The sequence below is a fragment of the Pelorhabdus rhamnosifermentans genome (assembly GCF_018835585.1).
In the GTDB taxonomy this organism is placed as follows: domain Bacteria; phylum Bacillota; class Negativicutes; order UMGS1260; family UMGS1260; genus Pelorhabdus; species Pelorhabdus rhamnosifermentans.
Genome location: NZ_JAHGVE010000044.1, coordinates 1 through 21,103, shown reverse-complemented (window position 1 = coordinate 21,103; position 21,103 = coordinate 1). Strand labels below are relative to the sequence as shown.

Genomic DNA, 21,103 nt, shown 5'->3' with positions numbered 1-21,103 from the left:
TGTTCCCCACGTCCTAGCCTATCAATATCCATAACAAGTACGCCATCAAACATGCCATTGTCAACTTGGATTAATAGTTGTTGCATCTTTTTCCGCTTGGCTATGCTCTCACCAGAACCAATTTCTTCATATAATTTATAAGTCCAGTTCCGAGATTCAGCAATAGCTACCAAAGTATCACGGTGTTTGGGGAGAACAGCCCTTTATTTTGATTTATCAAGTTTAATTTGTTCTTCACCCCATTTATATAGTTCATTCAAAGAAGGAAGTAACGATTTACCTCTTTGTGTCAAAAAATATTCAACTTTAGGAGGAATTGTTTCATATTGAGTTCTAACAATAAGCTTATGTTCTTCTAATTCTTTTAAAGATTTTGTAAGCATCATATTAGTAATACCGTTGACGCTACGTTTTAATTCATTATATCTAGTAGTTTCATTTTCAGATAAGCGCCACATAATAGGCAATTTCCATTTTTGACCTACAACATTAAGTGCATATATAATAGGACAATTTGAATCATATATATTATCACTAGGTAATTCTGCTGTATAACCTATATTTTTATTCATACTCACAGCTCCTTTAAATATAACCGAATATTTCAACAGCATACTTTATATACTAACACAGAAAAAACTGCATACTTGTTTATTCATACCTTTATGCTATATTAATTATAACAGAAGCATTTTGAAATAGGGAGATGGTAATATGAATTTTTTACAGCTAGTAAAAGAAAGATATGCAGTTAGAAAATTTAGCGACAAAAAAGTAGAAAAAGAAAAATTAGATTTGATTTTAGAAGCTGGTAGAGTTGCTCCAACGGCTGATAATTATCAGCCACAACGAATACTCGTTATTGATAATGAAGATAGCCTGACTAAATTAAAATCATGCACACCTTATCATTTTAATGCACCTCTAGTATTGCTGGTGTGCTATGATTCCACAGTTAGCTGGAAAAGGCCTTATGATAAAGTAGACATGGGAGTTGTTGATGCTAGCATTGTCACAACTCATATGATGCTTCAAGTTACGGACTTAGGATTAGGTAGCACTTGGGTAGGACATTTTAATGCTGATATTATCAAAAAAAACTTGGAATTACCAGAATATCTTGTTCCAGTAGCACTTCTTCCAATAGGTTATCCAAGAAGTGATTCAGCTCCACATCAATTACATGGCAAGCGTTATGATATTAATAATACAGTTTTCTTTAACTCTTTTGAAGGTATAACTCAGGGCAAAAATGATGAAGGACAACACGACCTACTTGCAAATTGTTCCGACAAATAAGGAATCATCAACTATTCTCTCACAATACGTGGGGACAGGGATGTTGTTTCTTCTTGTTTCAGAACAAGAGAGATGATGGAAGGTTTGAAACAAGGTGCCTGTCCCTTTGTTTCCCATTTGACTTTTGCCTTGGAGCCCAAATTGGTATTTCATGGGGGCGCGATTGGGACTGAAAATAGCTTTGTGATGACGGAGGACGGACCGCAGTATTTAAGCATTACTCCTGATGTCATTACTTACGTAACAAAGTAATAGAAAAAGCACCTAAATAAGTCAATGCATAACTCAAACCTGACCCTGCGGTCTTTATATGAGATTGAAGTAGAGAATAAAAAATAAAATAACTTGATGAAAAAGGTTCTAGTGAAAGCTTATCAATTTACTTTTTAAAAATCCTCTTATAAGGCTTGTTGTAAGTTATTTTTACGTTTTTCATCATATGCTTTTTTTAATTGCTCATTTACAATTTTCACTGCATCAGGAGATTTATAGATTTCAATTTTTGCATCAATTAAGCTAAGGTTTTCCTTGAGCCCATCCATTTGTTTTATAATCTCGCTGCGATGTTCTGTAAGTAATTTCTGTCGGATATCTATTGTATCAGTACCTTCCATACATAAATCTATATATTTCTTAATATCTTTAATTTGCATTCCTGTATTCTTCAGACAATAAATGATCTTAAACAAATTTAAGTCTGATTCAGTGAATTCTCTGTTTCCGGATTTATTCCGTGAGACAAATGGTAAAAGGCCCTCTTTATCATAAAAGCGAATGGTATACGCTGAAATATCGAACATAGTTGCTACTTGATTAATGGTATAACTCAAATTTGAACTCTCCTTTACATGTTAGGTTAAAAATCAGCTTGACTTAGAGATAACTCGAAGTGTTATCATCAGTATAAATCACAATATAGTTATATTCAAGTGATTAATAAATGCTTAAAGGAGAGTTATTATGACAAATAAAGTATTAATTTCCGGTGCGAATAAAGGGATTGGTTTTGAAACTGCCCGCCAATTAGGTCAACAAGGTTGGTCAATCTTATTGGGAGCACGTAGTGAAGAACGTGGCTTAGCAGCCGTGGAGGAGCTCAAAGCAGGTGGTGTCAATGCGGAATGGATCAAAGTAGATTTGAATGAATTGTCAACTATTCATGCTGCTGCGAAATATATTAAAGCCAATCATGCTGACTTGAATGTTTTGATTAACAATGCCGGTATCCCCGGTGACATGCATAAGGGCGCTTTAGATTTCACTTCCGTTGAATTACGGGAAGTTTTTGATGTGAATTTCTTTGGAAACTTTCAAATGATTAAAGCCTTTACACCCATATTAGCGGTTAATAATGGGCGTATCTTGAATTTGAGCATCCCAACAGTTGCCAATGATTTCTTTGCACCTTTCGCTTATATGACTAGTAAAGCGTCATTAAACTCAATGATTGCGGCTTTTGGCGCGTACTATACAAAAAATAATATCTCAGTTGAAATATTTGGTGTGATGCCGGGCGGGATTACTACTGACTTGAACGGAAATACGACAGGACCATTCATGAAGACTCTTCCGCAAGGTGGCAAGATCATTGTTGACCTTTTAACTAATGGAAAGCATCACCAAGGCAAGGTATTGAACGAATATGGCGTGGCTATGGATTATGAAGCTAATTATTTACTAAAAGCATAAGAACCATATAACTACCGCGTTAATAGGTTTATTTCAAAAAGTCATTGAAGCTATTCAAAAACATATATTGAAGTAAGGACCACAACTAATAGATACGACAAACTCCTACAAAGCAGCCTTGCCTTGCAGGAGTTTTGTATTTTTTAATAAGAAATTCTGGTTATTCCTAACTGTTCATTAATATGTCAACACCTCATAACCCATTTCGGTTACGAACACTGTTTTTTTCCAATTTTGACCATCCGTATAACATTTATTTGATGAACAATGTGCACATTTCATAATTCAATTCTCCTTTAGAACTTCAAATAGCCTATTCAACATCAGCGGTTAAGTTCAAAAAATTTTAGAGAAACTTCTGGAAATAAGGCATAAGACAAAACATCTTCCACAGAAGCATTCGGATAGCCTTTTTCTGCAAGTTCCTGCCTAGTAGTATTCATTTGCGGCTCAATATCATCCGCCGGACGATGCGTAATTATTTCCTCGTCGCCAATAATCATCTTGCGAAATCCGGGATCAATCGGCGCAGGTGTGCGACCATACTTTCCACGTATCAAATCTTTAATTTCTTTTGGCACAATCTTGTAGCGACCAAGCATGACATTAAATGCTGCCATCGAACCGGTAATTTGACTTGTCGGAGTCACCAGCGGTGGATAGCCAAGTTCGGCTCTTATACGAGGCATTTCTGCCAATAACTCAGGAAATTTATCTGCCATGCCTTGCTCCTTCATCTGATTGAGCAAATTGGAGAGCATACCACCCGGAATCTGATACGTCAGTACCTTCGTATCAATATCCATGGCAGTATTAAGCTTAAACATGTCGGCAAGCTTTTTTTTCACGTTCCGGAAGTGATCGGCAATAGGATATAATTGCTCTTTTTTGATACCTGTATCCCGCTCTGTTCCTTCTAATGCAGCAATAATCGCTTCTGTAGCAGGCTGAGAAGTTCCCATCGCAAACGGTGACAGCGCACAATCCACAACATCAACGCCCGCCTCTATTGCCTTCAAATAAGTCATCGATGCCATACCGCTTGTATAATGTGTATGCAGTTGAATAGGAATATTAACCTCAGCCTTAAGGGATTTAATTAACTCATAAGCTGTATAAGGGGCCAATAAGCCTGACATGTCTTTAATGCAGATTGAGTCAGCCCCCAGCGCTATGAGATCGCGAGCTACTTTTAAATAACTATTCGTATCATGATAGGGACTAATGGTGTAAACAACCGCTCCTTGTGCATGGATACCAGCAGCTTTCGCAGCTCTCATGGCTACTTCTAAATTCCGTGTATCATTGAGAGCATCAAAAATTCTGATGACGCCAACACCATTATCGGCAGCACGTTTAATAAATTCCGTTACGACATCATCGGCATAGTGATTATATCCCAATATATTTTGCCCTCTCAGCAACATCTGAATAGGCGTTTTCTTCAAATATTTTTTTAGTGTCCGTAAACGTTCCCAAGGATCTTCATTTAAAAATCGGAGACAGCTATCAAAGGTGGCTCCTCCCCATGCTTCAATTGAAAAATAACCGACATCATCCAACTGTTCTAACACTGGAATCATATCTTCTATTCTCATGCGAGTTGCAGCAAGGGACTGATGACCATCACGCAACACCGTTTCAGTAATTTTTATAGGTTTAATCTTAATCTCTCCCTTTATTGTTATTTTTTTAACTTTATCTGATAACGCTAAATAGTACAAAAGCAACGATCGGATTCGGCTCCCTATTGTCTCACTCGGAAAGTTAATGTCGATACGGCGCACATTCACTTTATGGTTACACCCCACCAAATTGTCATTTTTGTTGCCAAACCATACAATGCCTCAGACACAGAATACTCCATACCGTTGCCCTACCTTTATCCTCGCCCCTATACTTTATACTAAACAGAATATAAGCTGAAATTTTTTACCTTCAGCCACCGAAATGGCTAAACGGTTTATATACGCCGATCAGCGAAGCGATAATAGCCAATCCCAAAAGTATAAATGACACAATAAACAATTGTCCGAACAAACGATTCTGTTCATGTTCATCAACCTGTTTTCCCTGCGTGTACGAAGCCATGATCAACGCCCCTGCCGTTGATAAGGGACTCATCGTAAGAACGGAACAAACAACAATGGCAAATACTATTTCATGGATATTGGCGTTGCCACCAATTTGGGCCACAATATCGGCAACGGTCGGCACCAGCGTAGGTATGACCACCCCGTTGGCCGAACTGAATTGAGCCATTATTCCGGATGTAAAGCCCATGATAGGTGCAACCGTAATCTCGTTCATAAATGACGCCAGAATATTAGCCAATAGTTTAATTCCGCCTAGCTTTTGCGTAACATTCATCAGGACATTAACTCCACACACCATGATCAACACGCTCCAAGGAACCAACTTGATGGCTGCTTGTTCATCAGCAGCTTTTAAAGCAATCAGTACGAGCGCAATGGTAAACGAAACAAGACCCACATCCATTTTAAAACCAATAACGGAAACCACCAGGACCAATAAAGCGACAAGACTTAACTTTTGCTGAATATTAAAATCTGGATTTTCACCAACAGAAACATGAATATTAGGTTTTAGTTTATAACCTTTAAAATAGAAATAAACCAGCACTGCACAGCTAAAGTTGATTAAACCACCGCAAAAAAAGAGTTGCGTCTGCATCCCTGGAATGTTTTGAGCCGATAACAATCCCTGCACAATAATGCCTGTCATAGCAATAGGTGATAACGTTCCGCCTACAGCTCCTAATGCTCCCAGTGTCCCCATCATAATCGGAGATATCTCCATCTGTATTGCCAGACTGACTGCCAATATGACGGCTATCGGCAACACAGAAAGGGCTCCAGGACCTGCGGCGCTTAATACATAAGAAAACAAATAAACGACTATCGGAATAAGAAAAATGCGATCTCCCACTAGACTAACAATTTTGTTGGAAAATACTTTCAAGGTTTGATTATTCTGCAGCTGGCTAAATAAAAACATTGTACCCAGCAAGGTAACAAACAATTGCGTTGGGAACCCGGCAAAGACAGTTTTAACATCAATATGCCCAATCATGGCCAGTACTATTGAAAGCCCTATGGATACCAGTCCAACATTAATATTCCGGACAATTCCGAATGCAATGGCACCAATTAAAAAAAGCAACGCTATCAATTCCATTTAACGTCTCCCTCTCAATGTAAAATTTTCATCTATCGCATCTGAATTCACTACATACCATTGATTCCTTAAACCTTGAACTTAGACACTGCCGCATGCAAATCTCCCGCTAAATTAGCCAAACTTTGACTTGCAGAAGCGATTTCCTCCAGCGCTGCCGACTGTTCTTGAGTTGCGCTGGAAATAGTCTCTGCTTCCGTCGCATTTTCTTGGCTTAACATCTTAAGTTCGTGGCTCGCGTCCACCAAGATACGGTTGCCGGCGGCTATGCCGTTAACAGCATTGGAACTTCCCTCTATCTGCTCAGAAAGTTTGGTAATAATGCTTACGATATTGTCGAAAGTCTCTCCTGTAGCGCTCGCAATACGTATACCTGTCTTAACACCAACCGAATCTGCCTCCGTCGCTTTAACCGCTTGCTGCATATTGGCCTGATTGTTCTTAATCAATGCTTCAATCTGGCCAGCTGCCCGGTTGGACTCTTCCGAAAGTTTCCTAACTTCTTCGGCTACCACCGCAAAGCCCCTGCCATGCTCGCCAGCTCTCGCCGCTTCAATCGCAGCATTTAAAGCTAAGAGATTTGTTTGCCCAGCAATGGTAGAAATAAGGCTAACAATTTTGCCAATTTCGTGCGAACCTCTGTTTAATTCCTCCATTGCCTTTTGTACTGCTTCAGAACCTTGATTAATCTGCCCCATTTGCCCAATAACCTGCTCTAAATCTTGCTTACCTTGCTTAGCTTCATAGGCCGCTGACCTGGCTATTTCCGATGTTTCGGTCATCATTACGGCAATTTCCTGTGTACTGCCGGCGATTCGCTCCACCACATCGGTAATCCTCACAACCGCTGACGCCTGTTTTTCCGTGCCGAACATCATTTCAGCAATTGAAGACGCCACCTGGCTAGACGCTTGTGCCGACTGCCCGGCACTGGCCGTCAGCTCTTCACTAGAGGCAGCTACCTGCTCCGCCTGTGATTGCACTTTTTTTACCAATTGACGGATGTTTTGCCGCATTGCCCTAAAACCTTGGTCCAACTGCCCAATCTCATCATCATTCGTCACTTTTGCCGACCGATCCCGAAAATCTCCTTGCGCTAGCTGCAGGCATTCGTCCCGTATAAAGCGGATAGGTTTGGTAAAAAATCTACTGATAACAAGAATAGCAATGATGGCAATAATAATAAACATCAGCGATACAGCCAGCATTGTCCTGGTCAAGGCGGTAATTTCCCGCTCCGCTTCGCTCATAGGAACAGTAATCATCATCACCCAGTGCATGCTGAGCAGTTCGACCGGGGTAGCCACTGCTATATGGCTGCTGCCATCCAGATATGTGTATTCCCCCCTGGCTTGCTTCCCCATTTGCGCTGTCTTAAATAAATTGATCAACCGCCTGTCCATTTCTTTTTGAGATAATTTTAATTCACCCGCTATTTTGCTTTCGCTCAAATTAAGCTTACCTGCCAATTCCGTCTGCGGGTGGGCGATGACAACCCCTGCACTGTCCACTAAATAGCCAAAACCATTTTCCATGAACTTTAAGCTTCCCGCTATCTCCGATAATTTTTCCAAGGAACAGGACCCGCCTAAAACACCTACCAATTGACCATTATAGATAACAGGCACAGAAACATTAATAGCTAATTTCCCGGTAGTACTTGAAATTAAAGGATTAGAAACATAGGGTTGCTTCGTTTCCAGCACCATTTTAAAATAATCACGATCATTATGCCGCCCAGTAGTGCCATCAAAGCGAATTCCTGAGCCGTCGAGAGAAATAAAGAAAATAACGTCAAACATCGTTCCTAGCCGTTGTTTTGTTTGCGCCATTAACCTCACCGTTTCCGCATTGCCATCGGTATTTTGTAAAGCGATAACACTGGCCAGATCCTCGAGGCGAGCCACCCGATCCTGTACCATGTCCTGAATGCGGTTGGCATAATCAGCACCGATAGCTCTAGCAGTATCGTCCATGCTCTTTTCCAGTGATCGGCTGGCCAAATAATAGCAGCTGTAGGATAGTAGCCCCATAGCCAATATGAAGGCTGGCAACAACAGAATGAGTAATTTAGTCTGAATACTTGTTACTTTCATTTATCTCTCCTACTTTCTAATCTAAATAGGAATCTAAATTTTCCATTTTAATGGATACAAAATTTATTTATCTACCAGAAAATCAATAATTAATTTATTAAACTTTTCTGGCTGAGTATAAAAAGCTGTATGCCCGTCATCCAAATAATCTATATAACCTTTAGACAGCTTACTTACATAGTATTCACATGCCTTTATCTTCTTTTTTGAATCCCCGGGAGCCAGTACGAGCGTAGGAATTGTTACAGAAGGGAGAATTTGAGACGAGTCTCGATTTAAAAAATCGGAAAAAATCGCAGCCGCAATCCCTGGCGGAATTTTCAGTGATTCTTTAGACATCCATTCTAAATCCGCATCCGAAGCAACACCATTTTTAAACCAACTGCGGGAAGAATTTCTCGCATGAGCAAATGGATTGTTATAAAGTTCGATGATCTCGGCATTAGCTGCAGCATAGTTATAATTTTTATACCGATGTGCGTTCCAGTCTTCTGGAGAAAACGGAAACAGTGAATTATCATTCAAAATTAATTTGCTCAGACGACTGTTATCTAAAAACTGTCTCCAATAATCGAGAACCACAGATCCCCCCATAGACCATCCTAATAGAGTTACATCGTACAGCTCCAAATGCTCAAGTAACGCGCGCACATCCCGGGCATATTGGGGAATAGAATGTCCGCATAGAACTTTTGACGAATTTCCATGTCCTCGCAAATCCATTGTTATAACACGAAAATCCTTAGAAAGTTCAGACACATTATTTCGAAAAAATTTTGAAGAGCAAGTAAATCCATGAATCAAAACAATGGGCTTACCAGTTCCATGGTCTTCGTAATAAATGAAAGCGCCATCCTGCGTTTCTAGCATTTAAAGTAGCCCTCCCTATTTTTATCAGCAAAATCACTTTTACATCTCTTAATTTTGCAGGTACACCGCTGTGCGTTACAACAATATTGCAACTAATTGATAGACAAAAATTCAATACATACCGGGCTGCCTGTTTGGATAATTTGTCCCGTCGCCGTTAATTTACCATTCTCAGCATCCACCTGAAAAGTAACAATCCTATCACTATTTTCGTTGGCGACATATAAAAACTTTCCAGTCGGATCAAAGTTGAAAAACCGCGGTCCCTTGCCTTGCGAAGACTCCCAATCAATTGGCGACAGTGTCCCTGTAGTCTGATTAACTGCAAAAATACCAATACTATCATGACCACGGTTCGATACATACACAAAGTTTCCTGATGGCGCAATCATGATTTCAGCGGCCGTATTGTTACCCGTAAAAAACTGGGGAATGCAGGGTATAATTTGAAGCGGTTTCAATTCAGCATTTTTTTTATTATAACTATAGGTTGTAACAGTGGAGTCCAATTCGTTGGCAACATATGCAAAAGGTTTAGCGGGGTGAAAAATTATATGTCTGGGAGCCGCTCCTTCCCGGGCAATAGTTTCTGAAACTTCTGCCGGAATAAGCTTACCATCTCCGGCATCAAGCCTGAATGCAAATATTTTATCCACCCCTTTATCAGGAATAAAGATATGCCGTGCTTCCGGATCATACATAGTGTGATGCGGATGCGAACTTCCCTGCTGTGTACGATGAGGACCAGGTTTTCCTGAAAGCTCTGTCAGATCGATAATTGCGCCTAGCGAGCCATCGGCTTGGATCGGTAAAGTTACTAAAGAACTTGTGGCATAATTGGCTACTACTAGAAATTTATTGGTTGGGTCAACCACTAGGTGTACAGGGTTCTTCCCATTAGTAGACTGTTGATTGATAAAACTCAATTTGCCGTTTTGCCTATCGATTTTATAAGCGCTGACTTCACCAAAATCACCATGCACAGTATATAGATGATTTTGTTCGCAGTCCAAGGCTAAAAAAGATGGGTTCTCTTGCATGGTTTTTACCGTTTCTACATGCTCCCAATTTCCGGTTACCGTATCAACAAGGTACACATTTATCCCCAAACCTCGTGCGTTTCGTTCTTTAGTTGTCCGACAGCCAACATACGCATATACGCTTGTTTTATTACCACTATCCGCCTTCATATAAAACGCCCTCCCATTTTATTAATGATGCTATGCTGCTACAGCTTCTCGTTTATCTTTCTCACTGCCATAACGCTTTGCTATGAATTTTGTAAAAACAGGCACCAATACCGCTGTGACTAACACGGCTGCTGCCAATTGAACTGTTGCGACAGGTACATATTGCTGCATAGTAGGGTCTGCCAAAGCAATCGCTGCAGGTGTTGCAATAGAAATTCCGGCAGAACTTGCTGTAGCAGCTCCTGCATAACCTGGCCGCTTGCAGAACAATCGATCTGCAATAACAATAGGAATACCGCCTGCAACAATTACAATAATTCCTAAAAAAACACCCGCCAAACCGCCATGCAACACATTAATCAAATTGACACCTGCCCCTAACGTAAAGGCAAAACAAGGAATAATAGGTTCTATGCCTTTTCCTAATAGCTTTCTTAAATCTTCATCCAAATTCCCCAAAATAACGCCCACTACCATAGGGGCAATAGCTGCAATCAAAGCAGAAACAGGTATACTCGCCATTCCAGAGGAACCTAAGGCAACTAATGCCATAAAGGGTCCAGATTTTATACTTAGCACACCCATAGCTCCCAGATCTTCATCATCACCATATTCTGAGACTAACGCCATATACAAACCGCCATTCCCACTGGTAAGCGCACTTACAAGCGCTACAACAGAAATCCCCAAAAAACCACCCATGCCAAAAAACTTAGCTGCCAGCAACCCAACAACAATCCCAGTTACAAATTTCATTGCCAATAGTACCGAACCACGTTTAATGGCTTCGGGCGCACTTCTAATTTTTAGCTGACTGCCTGCAAAGAGAAAAGACACACCAACCAAACTTTGTGCTCCTTTATTAGAAAAAACGCCTGTCATATATCCGCCCATATCTAAAATTTGCGAAAAAAATGTATTGACGATAGCACCTAGTAAGAGTGGCACTACCATAACTCCTCCCGGAATTTTTTTTACATTTGATAAAATTCTCATGATAATCCTCCCAATCCAATACCATTTTAATCCATTATTTGTTAATTGCATTTTTGCTGCAGGCAGTACAAAAAATAAACAATTGCTAATAAATCTGCTGAACCTCCTGGACTGATTCTTCGTCTTGCATATTCTTTATCTAATTCTTCAATCCGCTTACGCCCCATGTCTGTCAGCATACCACCAGCCTGTAAAATGGACCTGGCTGTTTCTTGAATCTCGGTAAGTGTTGAGGGGTTATGCCGATTCAAAACAGTTGTATCTTGTGCTTTACACATAATGCCAATTAAAGCATGAATTAAAGCATCATTAAGTGTAAGGCCGACCTCAAGTGCTTCCTGTAAACATGGCAGTCCTTGGTTTCTCACAATAGGAAGACCAGCCTCAATCTCCCCCCGGATACCTGTAATGCCGTAATTCAAAAAAAGCTGCTCGCCTGCGGTAAGTTTTCTCTCTGGCAATATACACTGCAAGGATTTTAATTCGCGTTCCACTATGCCGGCGCAAATTTGCGCCGCTTCCTTCAGCGTCACCTCAATGATAGAATTTGGATATCCGCCACGTAAACTTTTTGCCGCAGCAGCTGTCATGATACCCAGCAAAAAAAGCAGACCCTTTTGTGTATTGATACCATTTGTTGCTGCAAACATTACCTTTTCTGCCTTTTGACCAATAGTACGCAACACTGGCAGTAATTCTTGTGAGGATCCGGTATGTTGCCAGCCGACATTTGCACAATAGTACATAGCCGGGCCCAAAGCACTGCTGCTTTTGATAAAAGTAAAAAAGTCCATATCTTGATGTGCTCCAGAATTAAAGCGATCAACCAAGCCAGGCGCAGGAGCGCATGCTGCTTCCATAAGCATGGCCTCTACGGCGGTTGAACCGATAATTTCAACAGGGCTCGGCCAACAATCCCACAGATTCATTTGTCTTTGGTCCTCATTTCTAGCGGTAATAGCAGAATTTTTCGCTTAAAATTCCTAATACTAAAACTATTCGAAAAGTGACTATTTCTAATATTCTTGGTCTAAGCCGTGTTGACCAAATGACTTTTAATACATCCTGCTCCGCGAATGGTTGCGTCAATTAAGAAATTTCTGAGTATTTTTCCGATAAAAAAACCTACTGCATTCGTTATGCTTTACCATTTTGATTGACATACAATCTGTATTCATCCAAAACTTGTGGTAAATGCCTTCTGTGTTTATAAAAATTTTAGCAATCTTAAAATACACAGAAGACATCCACAAATTAATCTTTGCCTGAATTAGTCAAGCTTAAGAGGTTTTATCTTGCGCACTACATCAAGAATTGTACCATCTCTGGCTTCGAGGATAGCAATTACTTTATCTTCCCATTCCAAGTCATCCGGTGTTCCGACAAGGCTATACGCCTTTTCCTGTAGCAACTCAATCGTCACATGGGCTATACCAGCTTTATCTAAACACTCGATAAGATCCGGTCGCAAAGGATTCACTGCAATGCCATAATCAGTAACCAGTACATCTACACAATCTCCAGGGGTTGTTACAGTAACCACATCTTTACATACGGTCGCCATGCGTCCACGAACAAGCGGCGTAACAATAATACAACATTTACTGCCAGCGGCTGTATCAGGATGTCCGCCCGGAGCACCGCGTAAAACGCCATCCGATCCTGTAATAACATTAACATTAAACTTGGTATCGATTTCTAGTGCTGCCAACACCACAAAATCCAGTTTATTTACATAGGCACCTTTATTAGCAGGATTTGCATATTGGCTTGTACAAATTTCATGATGATCAGGATGCGCAGCAAGATGTTCAATCGCTCCCTGGTCAAAATCCTGTGTATCCAAAAGTTTTTTTACCAACCCCTTGTCTTGCAGCTTGCAAATTGCAGTTCCCATTCCGCCAAGGGCAAATCCCATAGTAATATTCTTCTCTACCATGTGCTTTTCCAAAAAGCGATTTACTGCCAGCGAAGGACCGCCAACACCTGTTTGGAATGAATATCCCGTCTTGAAATACGGAGTAGAAGCAATAACATTGGCAACATTCTCCGCCATCATCAATTCACGCGGATTATCTGTCATCCGAGCTTCCATGGAAGCAATCTTTTTGGGATCACCAACCGAATCTACAACACATACACAGTCAACATCAATGGAAGAAATTGTTGCCGGAAGATTCGGAAACTCCACTAAAGTATCGGTGATGACCACAACATGATCAGCATAATGCGAATCAGGAACCGCAAACCCCATAGAACCACAATTGTTTTTACCGCCAGTTCCTTTGGCATTACCATAATAATCGGAAGTAGACGCCGCCAAGAATGCAATGTCAATATGAACTTCACCGGCTTCAATTGCGCGCGGTCGACCGCCATGACTGCGGATAATAGCAGGTGTTTTAAGCTTTCCGGCGGAAATCACTTCGCCGATACGACCACGAACGCCAGAAGTTTGTATACTAATAACCTTACCGTCTTCAATATATTGTGCAATAAGATCCTGGGCACTACCCAGAGAGGTAGCGGCAATAGTAAGATCCTTTAAACCCATTTCCTCAATAAGAACCTTTGCGACCATACTCGCTACATAATCGCCATTACGGAAATCCGAATGAAACGAAAAAGTCATACCGTCATGCGCACCGCATTTTTCACATGCTTCACGGATACTTTTACAAATTTTACTTTCTTGCGGCGTTTCATAACGTCTTGTCCGCGGAGAATCTTTCTTGACGTATTTTCCGTCCATATAAAATTTACCCTGATAAACCTCTTTTCCGTCTTTCAGAAGTTTATTCGGAATTTCTCTACCTACTGCATTTTTCACTGTATTTAACCCCCTTTTATAAGTTTCCATCGTATACGCCGCATGCTTTTGCCAACGCCAAAACTCGTCTTGCATCCTCAAAAAATGGAATGTCTACCATCTTTCCGTCCACTGTGTAAACACCGACACCAGAATCCGCCTGTTCATTGAAGGAACGAATAAGTTTTTCCGCGTAGGCAATTTCTTTCTTGGTCGGTGCAAATGTCTCGTGAACGAACTGAATTTGCTTTGGATTTACAATGCTTTTTCCGTCAAAACCCATTTCTCTGTTTTGCAACACTTCTGCCTTGAAACCTTCCATATCATCAATGTTAGGATACATTGTATCAAAACATTGCACACCAGCAGCACGAGCTGCAAGCAACATCTGGCCTCTTGCCACCAACATTTCAATACCGCCCTTGACAATCTGTACATGCATACTTTTTCTGAAATCCCCACCAGAAATTGCACAACCAAACATTCTCGGCGATGCCGTAACGATTTCATACGCATTCATAATGCCCTTTGGACTTTCTAATGCAGCCATAAGAAGTGTCCTGCCCTCTTCTATACCGAACTCTCGTTCTGCCGCAAGTACATGCTCTTCAACAGTTTTTACATCCTTTTCACTTTCGCATTTTGCAATGCGGACACCATCAGCACCTCCAGCAACAACACAGCGGATATCCTCCTGCCAATGCGGTGTATCAAGTCCATTAATTCTTACGATAACCTCTGTATCACCGTAATCAATTGTTTTAAGTGCATGATACAGCGAAAATCTCGCCGCATCCTTCTGATTTTCAGCAACTGCATCCTCCAAATCTAAAATGATACTATCACAACCATAAATATATGCATCTTTAATTAAGCCTGGTTTTTGCGCATTCATAAACATCATTGTTCGACGAAGACGATTTTTTGGGGGTTTTGGACGTGAAATCATTCTACAATACCTCCCCAAGGAATATCTTTCTCAGAAACTCCAGCACTTCTAAATACAGCACATTCAATGCGAGCTTTCAGCGTACATTCTAACGCGCCCTTATCGATTACAACAATCTTGCCGTTTTTAACTCCAAGTCGTTCCAATGTTTGTAAAACAGCCGCTTTTATCTGGCGCCCATATTGATTCATAACACTACTTTCAATGCTCAATTCCATTCCATGAGCAAATGGTTCAACAGTGATCTGTGCATCACTAGATTCCAAAGTTCCAGCAATGGCTGGCTTTTGAATTTCCATAATTATGTCGCTCCCTTATATTTGATTTTCTACAAAGTAGATGTCATCACTTACATTAAACATAAATTTAAACTATTTGTAAAATTCCTGTTTTTCTTATAATTCCATTCGAAAATAGAATGTAACTTTTCTTTTCATTTACTTATGGTATGGATATAATGAAGATATACCCTAGTCAAAATTGGAATGGATAATTGTATTTTGTCTTCCTTTTAGGAATTGTTTTGCATCTTGTAAAAGCTTAGAAAGGGAAAAATTATGGACGAACGTGACTTTAAATTGCTGACTACATTAAACAAGACCAGAAATATTACTCAGGCTGCAGATATTTTATATATTTCACAATCATCCCTATCAAAACGAATTCGAGTCATTGAGCGAGAGCTTGGAGTGTCTCTCATGTTGCGCTCGCGCCAAGGCATACATTTCACAGCAGCAGGCGAAGCCGTTCTAAAGCACACCTCTGAAGCGGCCAAACAACTGGCCCTTATGCGCAAAGCTATTGAAGCGAGTCGGAATTACGTCTGTGGAACATTAAAAGCAGGCGTTTCTATCAATTATGCTCTCTATTGCTTGCCTGACCTCTTGGCCTCTTATCAGGGAAAATATCCTCACGTAAATACGCACATCACTACGGATCAAAGTCGTAACCTATACCTTCAATTGCAAAATGGCGTCATTGATATTGCCATTTTGCGAGGTGAATACGATGATTGGAAAGGCGAAAAAAATTTATTGGACAGAGAGGGAATTTACGCCATCTACAGCCAACAAGATGAATATAAGTCTTTAACCGAAATCCCTTACATTGGCCGTAAAACCGATGCGGATTTTGAACGGGAATTGGCTCAATGGATGCATGAAAACAACATCCGGATTGAAGAACAGGGCATTTATGTCGACAATATTACAACCTGCGTAGAAATGGTACGCCGGGGACTGGGATGGGGAATCGTACCAAAAATCTGCCTGAAAGATTTCAATGGCTGTGTACGTCCCCTTTTCTTCGCAAACGGAGAACCCCTTATTCGCTCGACCTATATCATGTATTCAATTCAAAGTCTTGATCTGCCACAGGTCAAAGCCTTTATCGATTTAATCAGAAATCCACAGGAGGAATTTTCTTATGTCCAACTATAATGTTTCTAAAATTTATTTATCAGATAAAAGGAGCCTCCAACAAATTGATTTGTTGCTACAGCGAGAAGGCCTCCACCGTGATAAAAATCTTGATTATACCTGCGGAATTTATGATGGTCATATGAACATCATTGCTACGGGCAGTTGTTTTGGCAATACTCTACGCTGTCTCGCTGTAAGCAGCTCCCATCAAGGTGAAGGACTCCTAAATGAAGTGATAACACATCTTATTGAATTCGAACATGCTCGCGGTAATCGGCATTTATTTCTCTACACGAAATGTAATACAGCCAAATTCTTTAGCGACTTAGGCTTTTATGAAATTATCCGCATAGAAGATCAAGTGGTCTTTATGGAAAACCGGCGTCATGGCTTCTCAGATTATCTGCAGTCACTTTCCGATAAAACTTGTCCGGCTTCTAAAGAGAACAAAATCGCAGCAATTGTCATAAATGCAAATCCTTTTACTCTAGGTCATCTGTACCTTGTAGAAAAAGCCACATCAGAAAATGATATTCTACACCTCTTTATAGTGAGTGAAGATGCTAGTTTGATTCCTTTTTCCATCCGAAAAAAACTTGTCATAGAAGGAACTTCCCATCTGCGTAATATCGTTTATCACGACAGCGGACCTTACATTATCAGCAGCGCTACTTTTCCTAGTTATTTCCAAAAGGATGAAGTCGCTGTCATAAGCAGTCATGCTGAACTCGATTTGGAAATCTTTAAAAAAATATCATCTGTATTAGGCATTCGTCGTCGTTACGTAGGAGAGGAACCATCAAGTCAAGTTACCGGAATCTATAATCAAATTATGCACGAGAAACTACCTCAAGCAGGAATTGACTGTATTGTAATCCCCCGAAAAGAAGTAGACGGCAATATTATCAGTGCTTCTGTCGTAAGAAAAGCACTCCAGGATGATGCTATAAATGTATTAAAGAACCTTGTACCAGAAACGACTTTGCGCTTTTTCCAAAGCAAAGAAGCACTCCCCATCATCCGTAAAATCAAAATTAGCGGAAATGTTATACACTATTAAAAAGTTTCTTAAAGGAGAGTTCCAATTATGCTGAGTGGTAAATCTGTATCGCTAAAGGATATGATGGACTGTAGAGAAAAACGTGTTAAAATGCAGACAAAGTATCTCCTACATTTTCAAAAACCGATAATATCATTCTGCATGAATATTCCCGGTCCTATAAAAACCACAACCGAAATCCGAAAAGCTTTCGATATAGGTTGCAAAGAAATAGAAAAAGCACTTCAAGCGACAAAAATAGAAATTTTAGATTCCACACGCCTTCATAAGCGCACTGGCGATGAATGGCTCCTTTGTGCAAAAGGTGATGCTACTAAAATAAAAACGCTCATGTCAAATATTGAAGATTTCCATCCTTTGGGGCGCCTATTTGACATTGACGTTATCGACGTTGATGGAGAGAAGCTTTCAAGAACTGCATTTAGAAAATGTCTACTCTGCAATAAACAAGCACAAGTATGTGCTCGTTTTAGAAAACATTCCATCTTTGAAATGCAAAATAAAATAGAAGAAATTCTTAATGCTTTTCTTCATTAGATTGTATTCTTCTTATTTCCAGATACACAAGCACATTTCTATACTTTGGTTTTGATGCAAAAAATCTCCAAACTAAAATCCACCTCGACATTTATCAAAATATTAAGCTATAATACCCATAATTTTATTTATAAATTCAACATCAGACAGGGCAGACTGAATCTCTCCAGCCTGCCCCTTTTTAATCATATGCATTATCCCAATTCCACAAATAGTTTTTTCTGCAGTTTCAAGACTATTAAATCCCAGCATAGGCCTAACTTTTCGCTTTATAAACCGATGGTCTTACTTTATGATGTTATTCAAATACTTTACTTCCTCAGTATTGTTTTTACTGATATGATCCCATCGTAAATCAATTCATAATATAGCAATTTTGGTTGCTGATTATGTAAGGCTTTTAATGCTTTTTTAAAAAACTTCTTCGCAGCATCTTTGTCACGATATTCCGAAAGTCTATGGTTTCCTTCAGAGTCTACTGCTCTATATAAATTTGCATTTTTACCTTTGATTTTTAAGTATGTTTCATCCATTCGCCACGAATCGTTCGCTGGTTTAAGGTGTTTTCTTATCTTTCTTATTCTTTCATCCATGATGGGGAAATATTGGTAAATCTATCTCATTATTGTTGTATGGGCTACCTTCAATCCCCTCTCATACATCATCTCCTGCAACATTCTATAACTTAGTTTTACTTTTGCCTTGCGGCAACTTCCGCCAACATTGCCTTCACGCTTAATTCCGGACTTGTCAATACTGGCTTTGATGACTGGTTCCACCCCTTTACAGCCCTAGTCATAGACATTTGCGCCAAAACAATAGCCTTACAAGTTTCCGACAACTCCAGAATCTTAAAGTGGAGTTGTCGGTATTTTATTAGCGTGTTCGGCCTTTTCGCCGTATGTGGTTGATTTGAAAAAAATGTTTGCCATACCGCTTCTAGCTAACGTGAATTGGCGAATAGGTTTCAAGTCAAACGAACTACATTAAGAGAGGCCTTAATTTCTCTTGAAGCCTTAGGAATAATCAACTGATTACGTTGCTCCTTTATAATTAGATAAAATCACTTTCTTTATCTGTCTTTAGACAAATTAATTTACACGCCGCAGTAATCATATTCCTATAATATGAATCAATGTAAATATATTCTTTTTTATATAACCTGTTGGTAATGCTATGTAAGTAACATGCTTAGTATTCATTTCATTCTAAAACTTGCTAATCCGATTCTTTAATATTCCAATAAACATTAATTAGAAGCTACAAGAAGCTATAGCGAAGAAATTATTTGTAAAATAGGTATAAACAAACAAGAGAAACTTGGCGGAATAGTCTGCCTAAGTTTCTCTTGTTATCATTATTGACGCTCGGCTCTATTTAAATTTTAAAATACTTTCCAAAAAACATCACGCTGCTTCAAAATCCTTCCGTTCACCGGAGTTTCCAAGATAGTCACGATCAAAAGTCGACAAGCAACGGTACATCTCCCAATCCCACGACTCTTTTCTTTCTTCAGTTAGGCTACGGGACCTTCAGTTAAGCCCCTTCCCTCTACCGTTATAGTTTTAGCAGACTGCGCAAGTTTCTTCGCTAATACATAGCCCCGTTCCCGCTGAGGGCTTTTCCGAGTGTGTCAGCGTTTTTTTCTTTACGGTTTTGCTCTACCACTAAGTTAATTATGCCATTAATTCAGCGTGAACCTTTTTCAATAATTCTGGAATTTCTAAAGTTTGTGGGCAACGCCCTATGCAAATTCCACAAGCCACACATTGCTCCGCACCAGATCCTGCTGGCACAAAATTGTTTTTATATACTACTTTGTCGATAACATGTGATTTCATAAGCTGTTGGCTGTTATAAAGCTTAAATATTTCAGGAATTGTTACACCTCTAGGACACGGCATACAGTATCTACGGCCGGTACACCCAATACTATTTTTTGCTTCATAAGCTTCACGAATCATTTTAATCAAATTTAAATCTTCTTCTGACATAACATTCGGAGCTGCAATTTCCTGTTATTGTAAAAAACGGGATTTACATGGTGGAGGCGATCCGCGACCTTACAAAATTCACCAATTTTTTTCTTTGTCAAGTCTGATTATTTTGATACGCACTCAATATAAATGACCGTCACAGTATTGTCAATGACAGCGACAAAGCCCTGGTGAAAATGCTCCCTTGGTTACTTCGCGAAACGTACTATGGCAGGTCGGCTAAATTGCTTTTCCTGTTTCATAAGCTTTTAACAAAAGCTCTTTAGTATTAGCTGCCGTGTTGGGGTCTCCACCGCCAGTTAGTAAAATGGTATCGACTACATTTAAGCCAAACATCTTAAGTACACCTTCATTGGTTTGAAAGGATGTCTGAAAAGCCCGTGCGTCTGGATTTCCTTGAGAATACACCATGATCAGGCTTTTTGTGGCATACCTAGGCTTGTAGTTTTCATCAAACAAGCCACAGAGTCTATCCCATAACAGCTTCATTTGAGCTGTAACCTGCCAAATGTATACGGGTGAGCCGAAAACCACAACATCGGCATCGACAATATGTTTAAACATGTTCTGGAAATCGTCTTGCATAACGCAGTATCCGGTCTTACGGCAAACAAAACAGCCTTGGCAAGGTTTGATGTTCATATCATAGAGATTAAAAATAGTTGCTTCGGCACCAGCATCTTGTGCTCCCCGAACAACTTCTTTTACAAGGGTGTCCGTATTGCATAGTCCTAATCATTTTTTTACCTTCTGCTACAAACGTAAGCGTCAAAGCACAGCCACCTGGCAATAAAAAACCTGCGAAAGCCGAAGGATATTAGATCTGCTGAGATTTCAGCTATTGATTCAGTGCTATTGCATATAGTGTCTGCAATAGCACTGTCATACATGGTGTAATATGTCAAGGGGACGGGGTGAAACCACTGAAGAACCCCCTTTTTTTTAAGCGGCAAAATAAGCTTGTCTTGCTACACCATTTGGTGAATTTCTTA

Annotated in this window: 23 protein-coding genes and 2 pseudogenes; 7 read left to right on the top strand and 18 right to left on the bottom strand. The window is 39.9% G+C overall.

The genetic code is table 11. The features are described from left to right. Together Ga0466249_RS27935 and Ga0466249_RS24820 are read right to left on the bottom strand one after the other, a co-directional pair. A pseudogene (locus Ga0466249_RS27935) lies at positions 1–179 on the bottom strand (recombinase family protein); the annotation flags it as partial. Positions 180–203: 24 nt separating this feature from the next. Beyond that, the gene (locus Ga0466249_RS24820; RefSeq protein ID WP_215832181.1) at positions 204–572 is read right to left on the bottom strand and encodes a winged helix-turn-helix transcriptional regulator; all 369 of its coding nucleotides are present in this window, start codon (positions 570–572) and stop codon (positions 204–206) included. Between the two features lie 142 nt (positions 573–714). On the opposite strand from Ga0466249_RS24820, the gene Ga0466249_RS24815 reads away from it, so the two are divergent. Together Ga0466249_RS24815 and Ga0466249_RS24810 are read left to right on the top strand one after the other, a co-directional pair. Next, positions 715–1,299 carry a nitroreductase family protein gene (locus tag Ga0466249_RS24815; RefSeq protein WP_215832180.1) on the top strand — a complete coding sequence of 195 codons (585 nt, stop codon included), beginning with the start codon at positions 715–717 and terminating at the stop codon, positions 1,297–1,299. Positions 1,300–1,371: 72 nt separating this feature from the next. Beyond that, positions 1,372–1,551 carry a hypothetical protein gene (locus Ga0466249_RS24810; protein ID WP_215832179.1) on the top strand — a complete coding sequence of 60 codons (180 nt, stop codon included), beginning with the start codon at positions 1,372–1,374 and terminating at the stop codon, positions 1,549–1,551. Between the two features lie 146 nt (positions 1,552–1,697). Here Ga0466249_RS24810 and Ga0466249_RS24805 read toward each other — a convergent pair whose 3' ends face one another. Next, positions 1,698–2,129 carry a MerR family transcriptional regulator gene (locus Ga0466249_RS24805; RefSeq protein WP_246589035.1) on the bottom strand — a complete coding sequence of 144 codons (432 nt, stop codon included), beginning with the start codon at positions 2,127–2,129 and terminating at the stop codon, positions 1,698–1,700. 130 nt (positions 2,130–2,259) lie between these two features. Between Ga0466249_RS24805 and Ga0466249_RS24800 the strand changes: the two genes are divergently transcribed. Continuing rightward, a complete protein-coding gene (locus tag Ga0466249_RS24800) occupies positions 2,260–2,988 on the top strand; it encodes an SDR family NAD(P)-dependent oxidoreductase (protein WP_215832178.1) in 729 nt (242 codons plus the stop codon). Positions 2,989–3,311: 323 nt separating this feature from the next. Here the strand turns inward: Ga0466249_RS24800 and Ga0466249_RS24795 are convergent, their stop codons facing one another. The 10 genes from Ga0466249_RS24795 to citD form a co-directional block, all read right to left on the bottom strand. Further along, complete coding sequence (locus Ga0466249_RS24795; RefSeq protein ID WP_215832183.1) at positions 3,312–4,658, bottom strand: pyruvate carboxylase subunit B; 1,347 nt, start codon at positions 4,656–4,658, stop codon at positions 3,312–3,314. Positions 4,659–4,926: 268 nt separating this feature from the next. Further along, entirely contained in the window at positions 4,927–6,186 is a 1,260-nt protein-coding gene (locus tag Ga0466249_RS24790) for an SLC13 family permease (RefSeq protein WP_215832177.1), read from the bottom strand. 68 nt (positions 6,187–6,254) lie between these two features. Beyond that, positions 6,255–8,282, bottom strand: coding sequence for a methyl-accepting chemotaxis protein (locus tag Ga0466249_RS24785; protein ID WP_215832176.1), 2,028 nt, complete (start codon positions 8,280–8,282; stop codon positions 6,255–6,257). Positions 8,283–8,345: 63 nt separating this feature from the next. Beyond that, positions 8,346–9,152 carry an alpha/beta fold hydrolase gene (locus Ga0466249_RS24780; protein ID WP_215832175.1) on the bottom strand — a complete coding sequence of 269 codons (807 nt, stop codon included), beginning with the start codon at positions 9,150–9,152 and terminating at the stop codon, positions 8,346–8,348. 92 nt (positions 9,153–9,244) lie between these two features. After that, positions 9,245–10,342 carry a lactonase family protein gene (locus Ga0466249_RS24775; RefSeq protein WP_215832174.1) on the bottom strand — a complete coding sequence of 366 codons (1,098 nt, stop codon included), beginning with the start codon at positions 10,340–10,342 and terminating at the stop codon, positions 9,245–9,247. Positions 10,343–10,372: 30 nt separating this feature from the next. Next, positions 10,373–11,338, bottom strand: coding sequence for a 2-keto-3-deoxygluconate permease (locus Ga0466249_RS24770; RefSeq protein WP_215832173.1), 966 nt, complete (start codon positions 11,336–11,338; stop codon positions 10,373–10,375). Between the two features lie 41 nt (positions 11,339–11,379). Next, positions 11,380–12,267, bottom strand: coding sequence for a triphosphoribosyl-dephospho-CoA synthase CitG (gene citG / locus Ga0466249_RS24765; RefSeq protein ID WP_215832172.1), 888 nt, complete (start codon positions 12,265–12,267; stop codon positions 11,380–11,382). Positions 12,268–12,608: 341 nt separating this feature from the next. Continuing rightward, the gene (gene citF / locus Ga0466249_RS24760) at positions 12,609–14,168 is read right to left on the bottom strand and encodes a citrate lyase subunit alpha (protein WP_215832171.1); all 1,560 of its coding nucleotides are present in this window, start codon (positions 14,166–14,168) and stop codon (positions 12,609–12,611) included. 16 nt (positions 14,169–14,184) lie between these two features. Beyond that, a complete protein-coding gene (locus Ga0466249_RS24755; RefSeq protein ID WP_215832170.1) occupies positions 14,185–15,096 on the bottom strand; it encodes an aldolase/citrate lyase family protein in 912 nt (303 codons plus the stop codon). Then, on the bottom strand, positions 15,093–15,395 hold the full coding sequence (citD, locus tag Ga0466249_RS24750; protein ID WP_215832169.1) for a citrate lyase acyl carrier protein: 303 nt from the start codon (positions 15,393–15,395) through the stop codon (positions 15,093–15,095). The genes Ga0466249_RS24755 and citD overlap by 4 nt, the downstream gene beginning before the upstream one ends. A gap of 258 nt (positions 15,396–15,653) precedes the next feature. Between citD and Ga0466249_RS24745 the strand changes: the two genes are divergently transcribed. The 3 genes from Ga0466249_RS24745 to citX are packed head-to-tail and all read left to right on the top strand — an operon-like array spanning position 15,654 to position 18,114. Then, entirely contained in the window at positions 15,654–16,535 is an 882-nt protein-coding gene (locus Ga0466249_RS24745; RefSeq protein WP_215832168.1) for a LysR family transcriptional regulator, read from the top strand. Then, on the top strand, positions 16,522–17,577 hold the full coding sequence (gene citC / locus Ga0466249_RS24740; RefSeq protein WP_215832167.1) for a [citrate (pro-3S)-lyase] ligase: 1,056 nt from the start codon (positions 16,522–16,524) through the stop codon (positions 17,575–17,577). Before Ga0466249_RS24745 ends, citC begins: the two co-directional genes overlap by 14 nt. A 27-nt stretch (positions 17,578–17,604) precedes the next feature. Beyond that, positions 17,605–18,114 carry a citrate lyase holo-[acyl-carrier protein] synthase gene (gene citX / locus Ga0466249_RS24735; protein ID WP_215832166.1) on the top strand — a complete coding sequence of 170 codons (510 nt, stop codon included), beginning with the start codon at positions 17,605–17,607 and terminating at the stop codon, positions 18,112–18,114. Between the two features lie 102 nt (positions 18,115–18,216). Here the strand turns inward: citX and Ga0466249_RS27375 are convergent, their stop codons facing one another. The 3 genes from Ga0466249_RS27375 to Ga0466249_RS24720 all read right to left on the bottom strand — a co-directional run bounded on the left by Ga0466249_RS27375 (position 18,217) and on the right by Ga0466249_RS24720 (position 18,893). Then, positions 18,217–18,366, bottom strand: a complete 150-nt coding sequence (locus Ga0466249_RS27375; RefSeq protein ID WP_215832165.1) for a transposase — start codon at positions 18,364–18,366, stop codon at positions 18,217–18,219. A gap of 59 nt (positions 18,367–18,425) precedes the next feature. Next, entirely contained in the window at positions 18,426–18,647 is a 222-nt protein-coding gene (locus tag Ga0466249_RS27370; protein WP_215832164.1) for a DDE-type integrase/transposase/recombinase, read from the bottom strand. Positions 18,648–18,728: 81 nt separating this feature from the next. After that, positions 18,729–18,893, bottom strand: a complete 165-nt coding sequence (locus tag Ga0466249_RS24720; RefSeq protein WP_215832163.1) for a hypothetical protein — start codon at positions 18,891–18,893, stop codon at positions 18,729–18,731. Positions 18,894–19,067: 174 nt separating this feature from the next. On the opposite strand from Ga0466249_RS24720, the gene Ga0466249_RS27930 reads away from it, so the two are divergent. Then, entirely contained in the window at positions 19,068–19,148 is an 81-nt protein-coding gene (locus tag Ga0466249_RS27930; protein ID WP_215832182.1) for a GntR family transcriptional regulator, read from the top strand. 642 nt (positions 19,149–19,790) lie between these two features. Here the strand turns inward: Ga0466249_RS27930 and Ga0466249_RS24710 are convergent. Next, positions 19,791–20,108: a 4Fe-4S dicluster domain-containing protein gene (locus Ga0466249_RS24710; RefSeq protein WP_215832162.1), complete on the bottom strand. Its 318-nt coding sequence runs from the start codon at positions 20,106–20,108 to the stop codon at positions 19,791–19,793. Positions 20,109–20,330: 222 nt separating this feature from the next. After that, positions 20,331–20,822 (bottom strand): annotated as a pseudogene (locus Ga0466249_RS24705) (flavodoxin family protein); the annotation flags it as partial. Positions 20,823–21,103 lie beyond the last annotated feature (281 nt).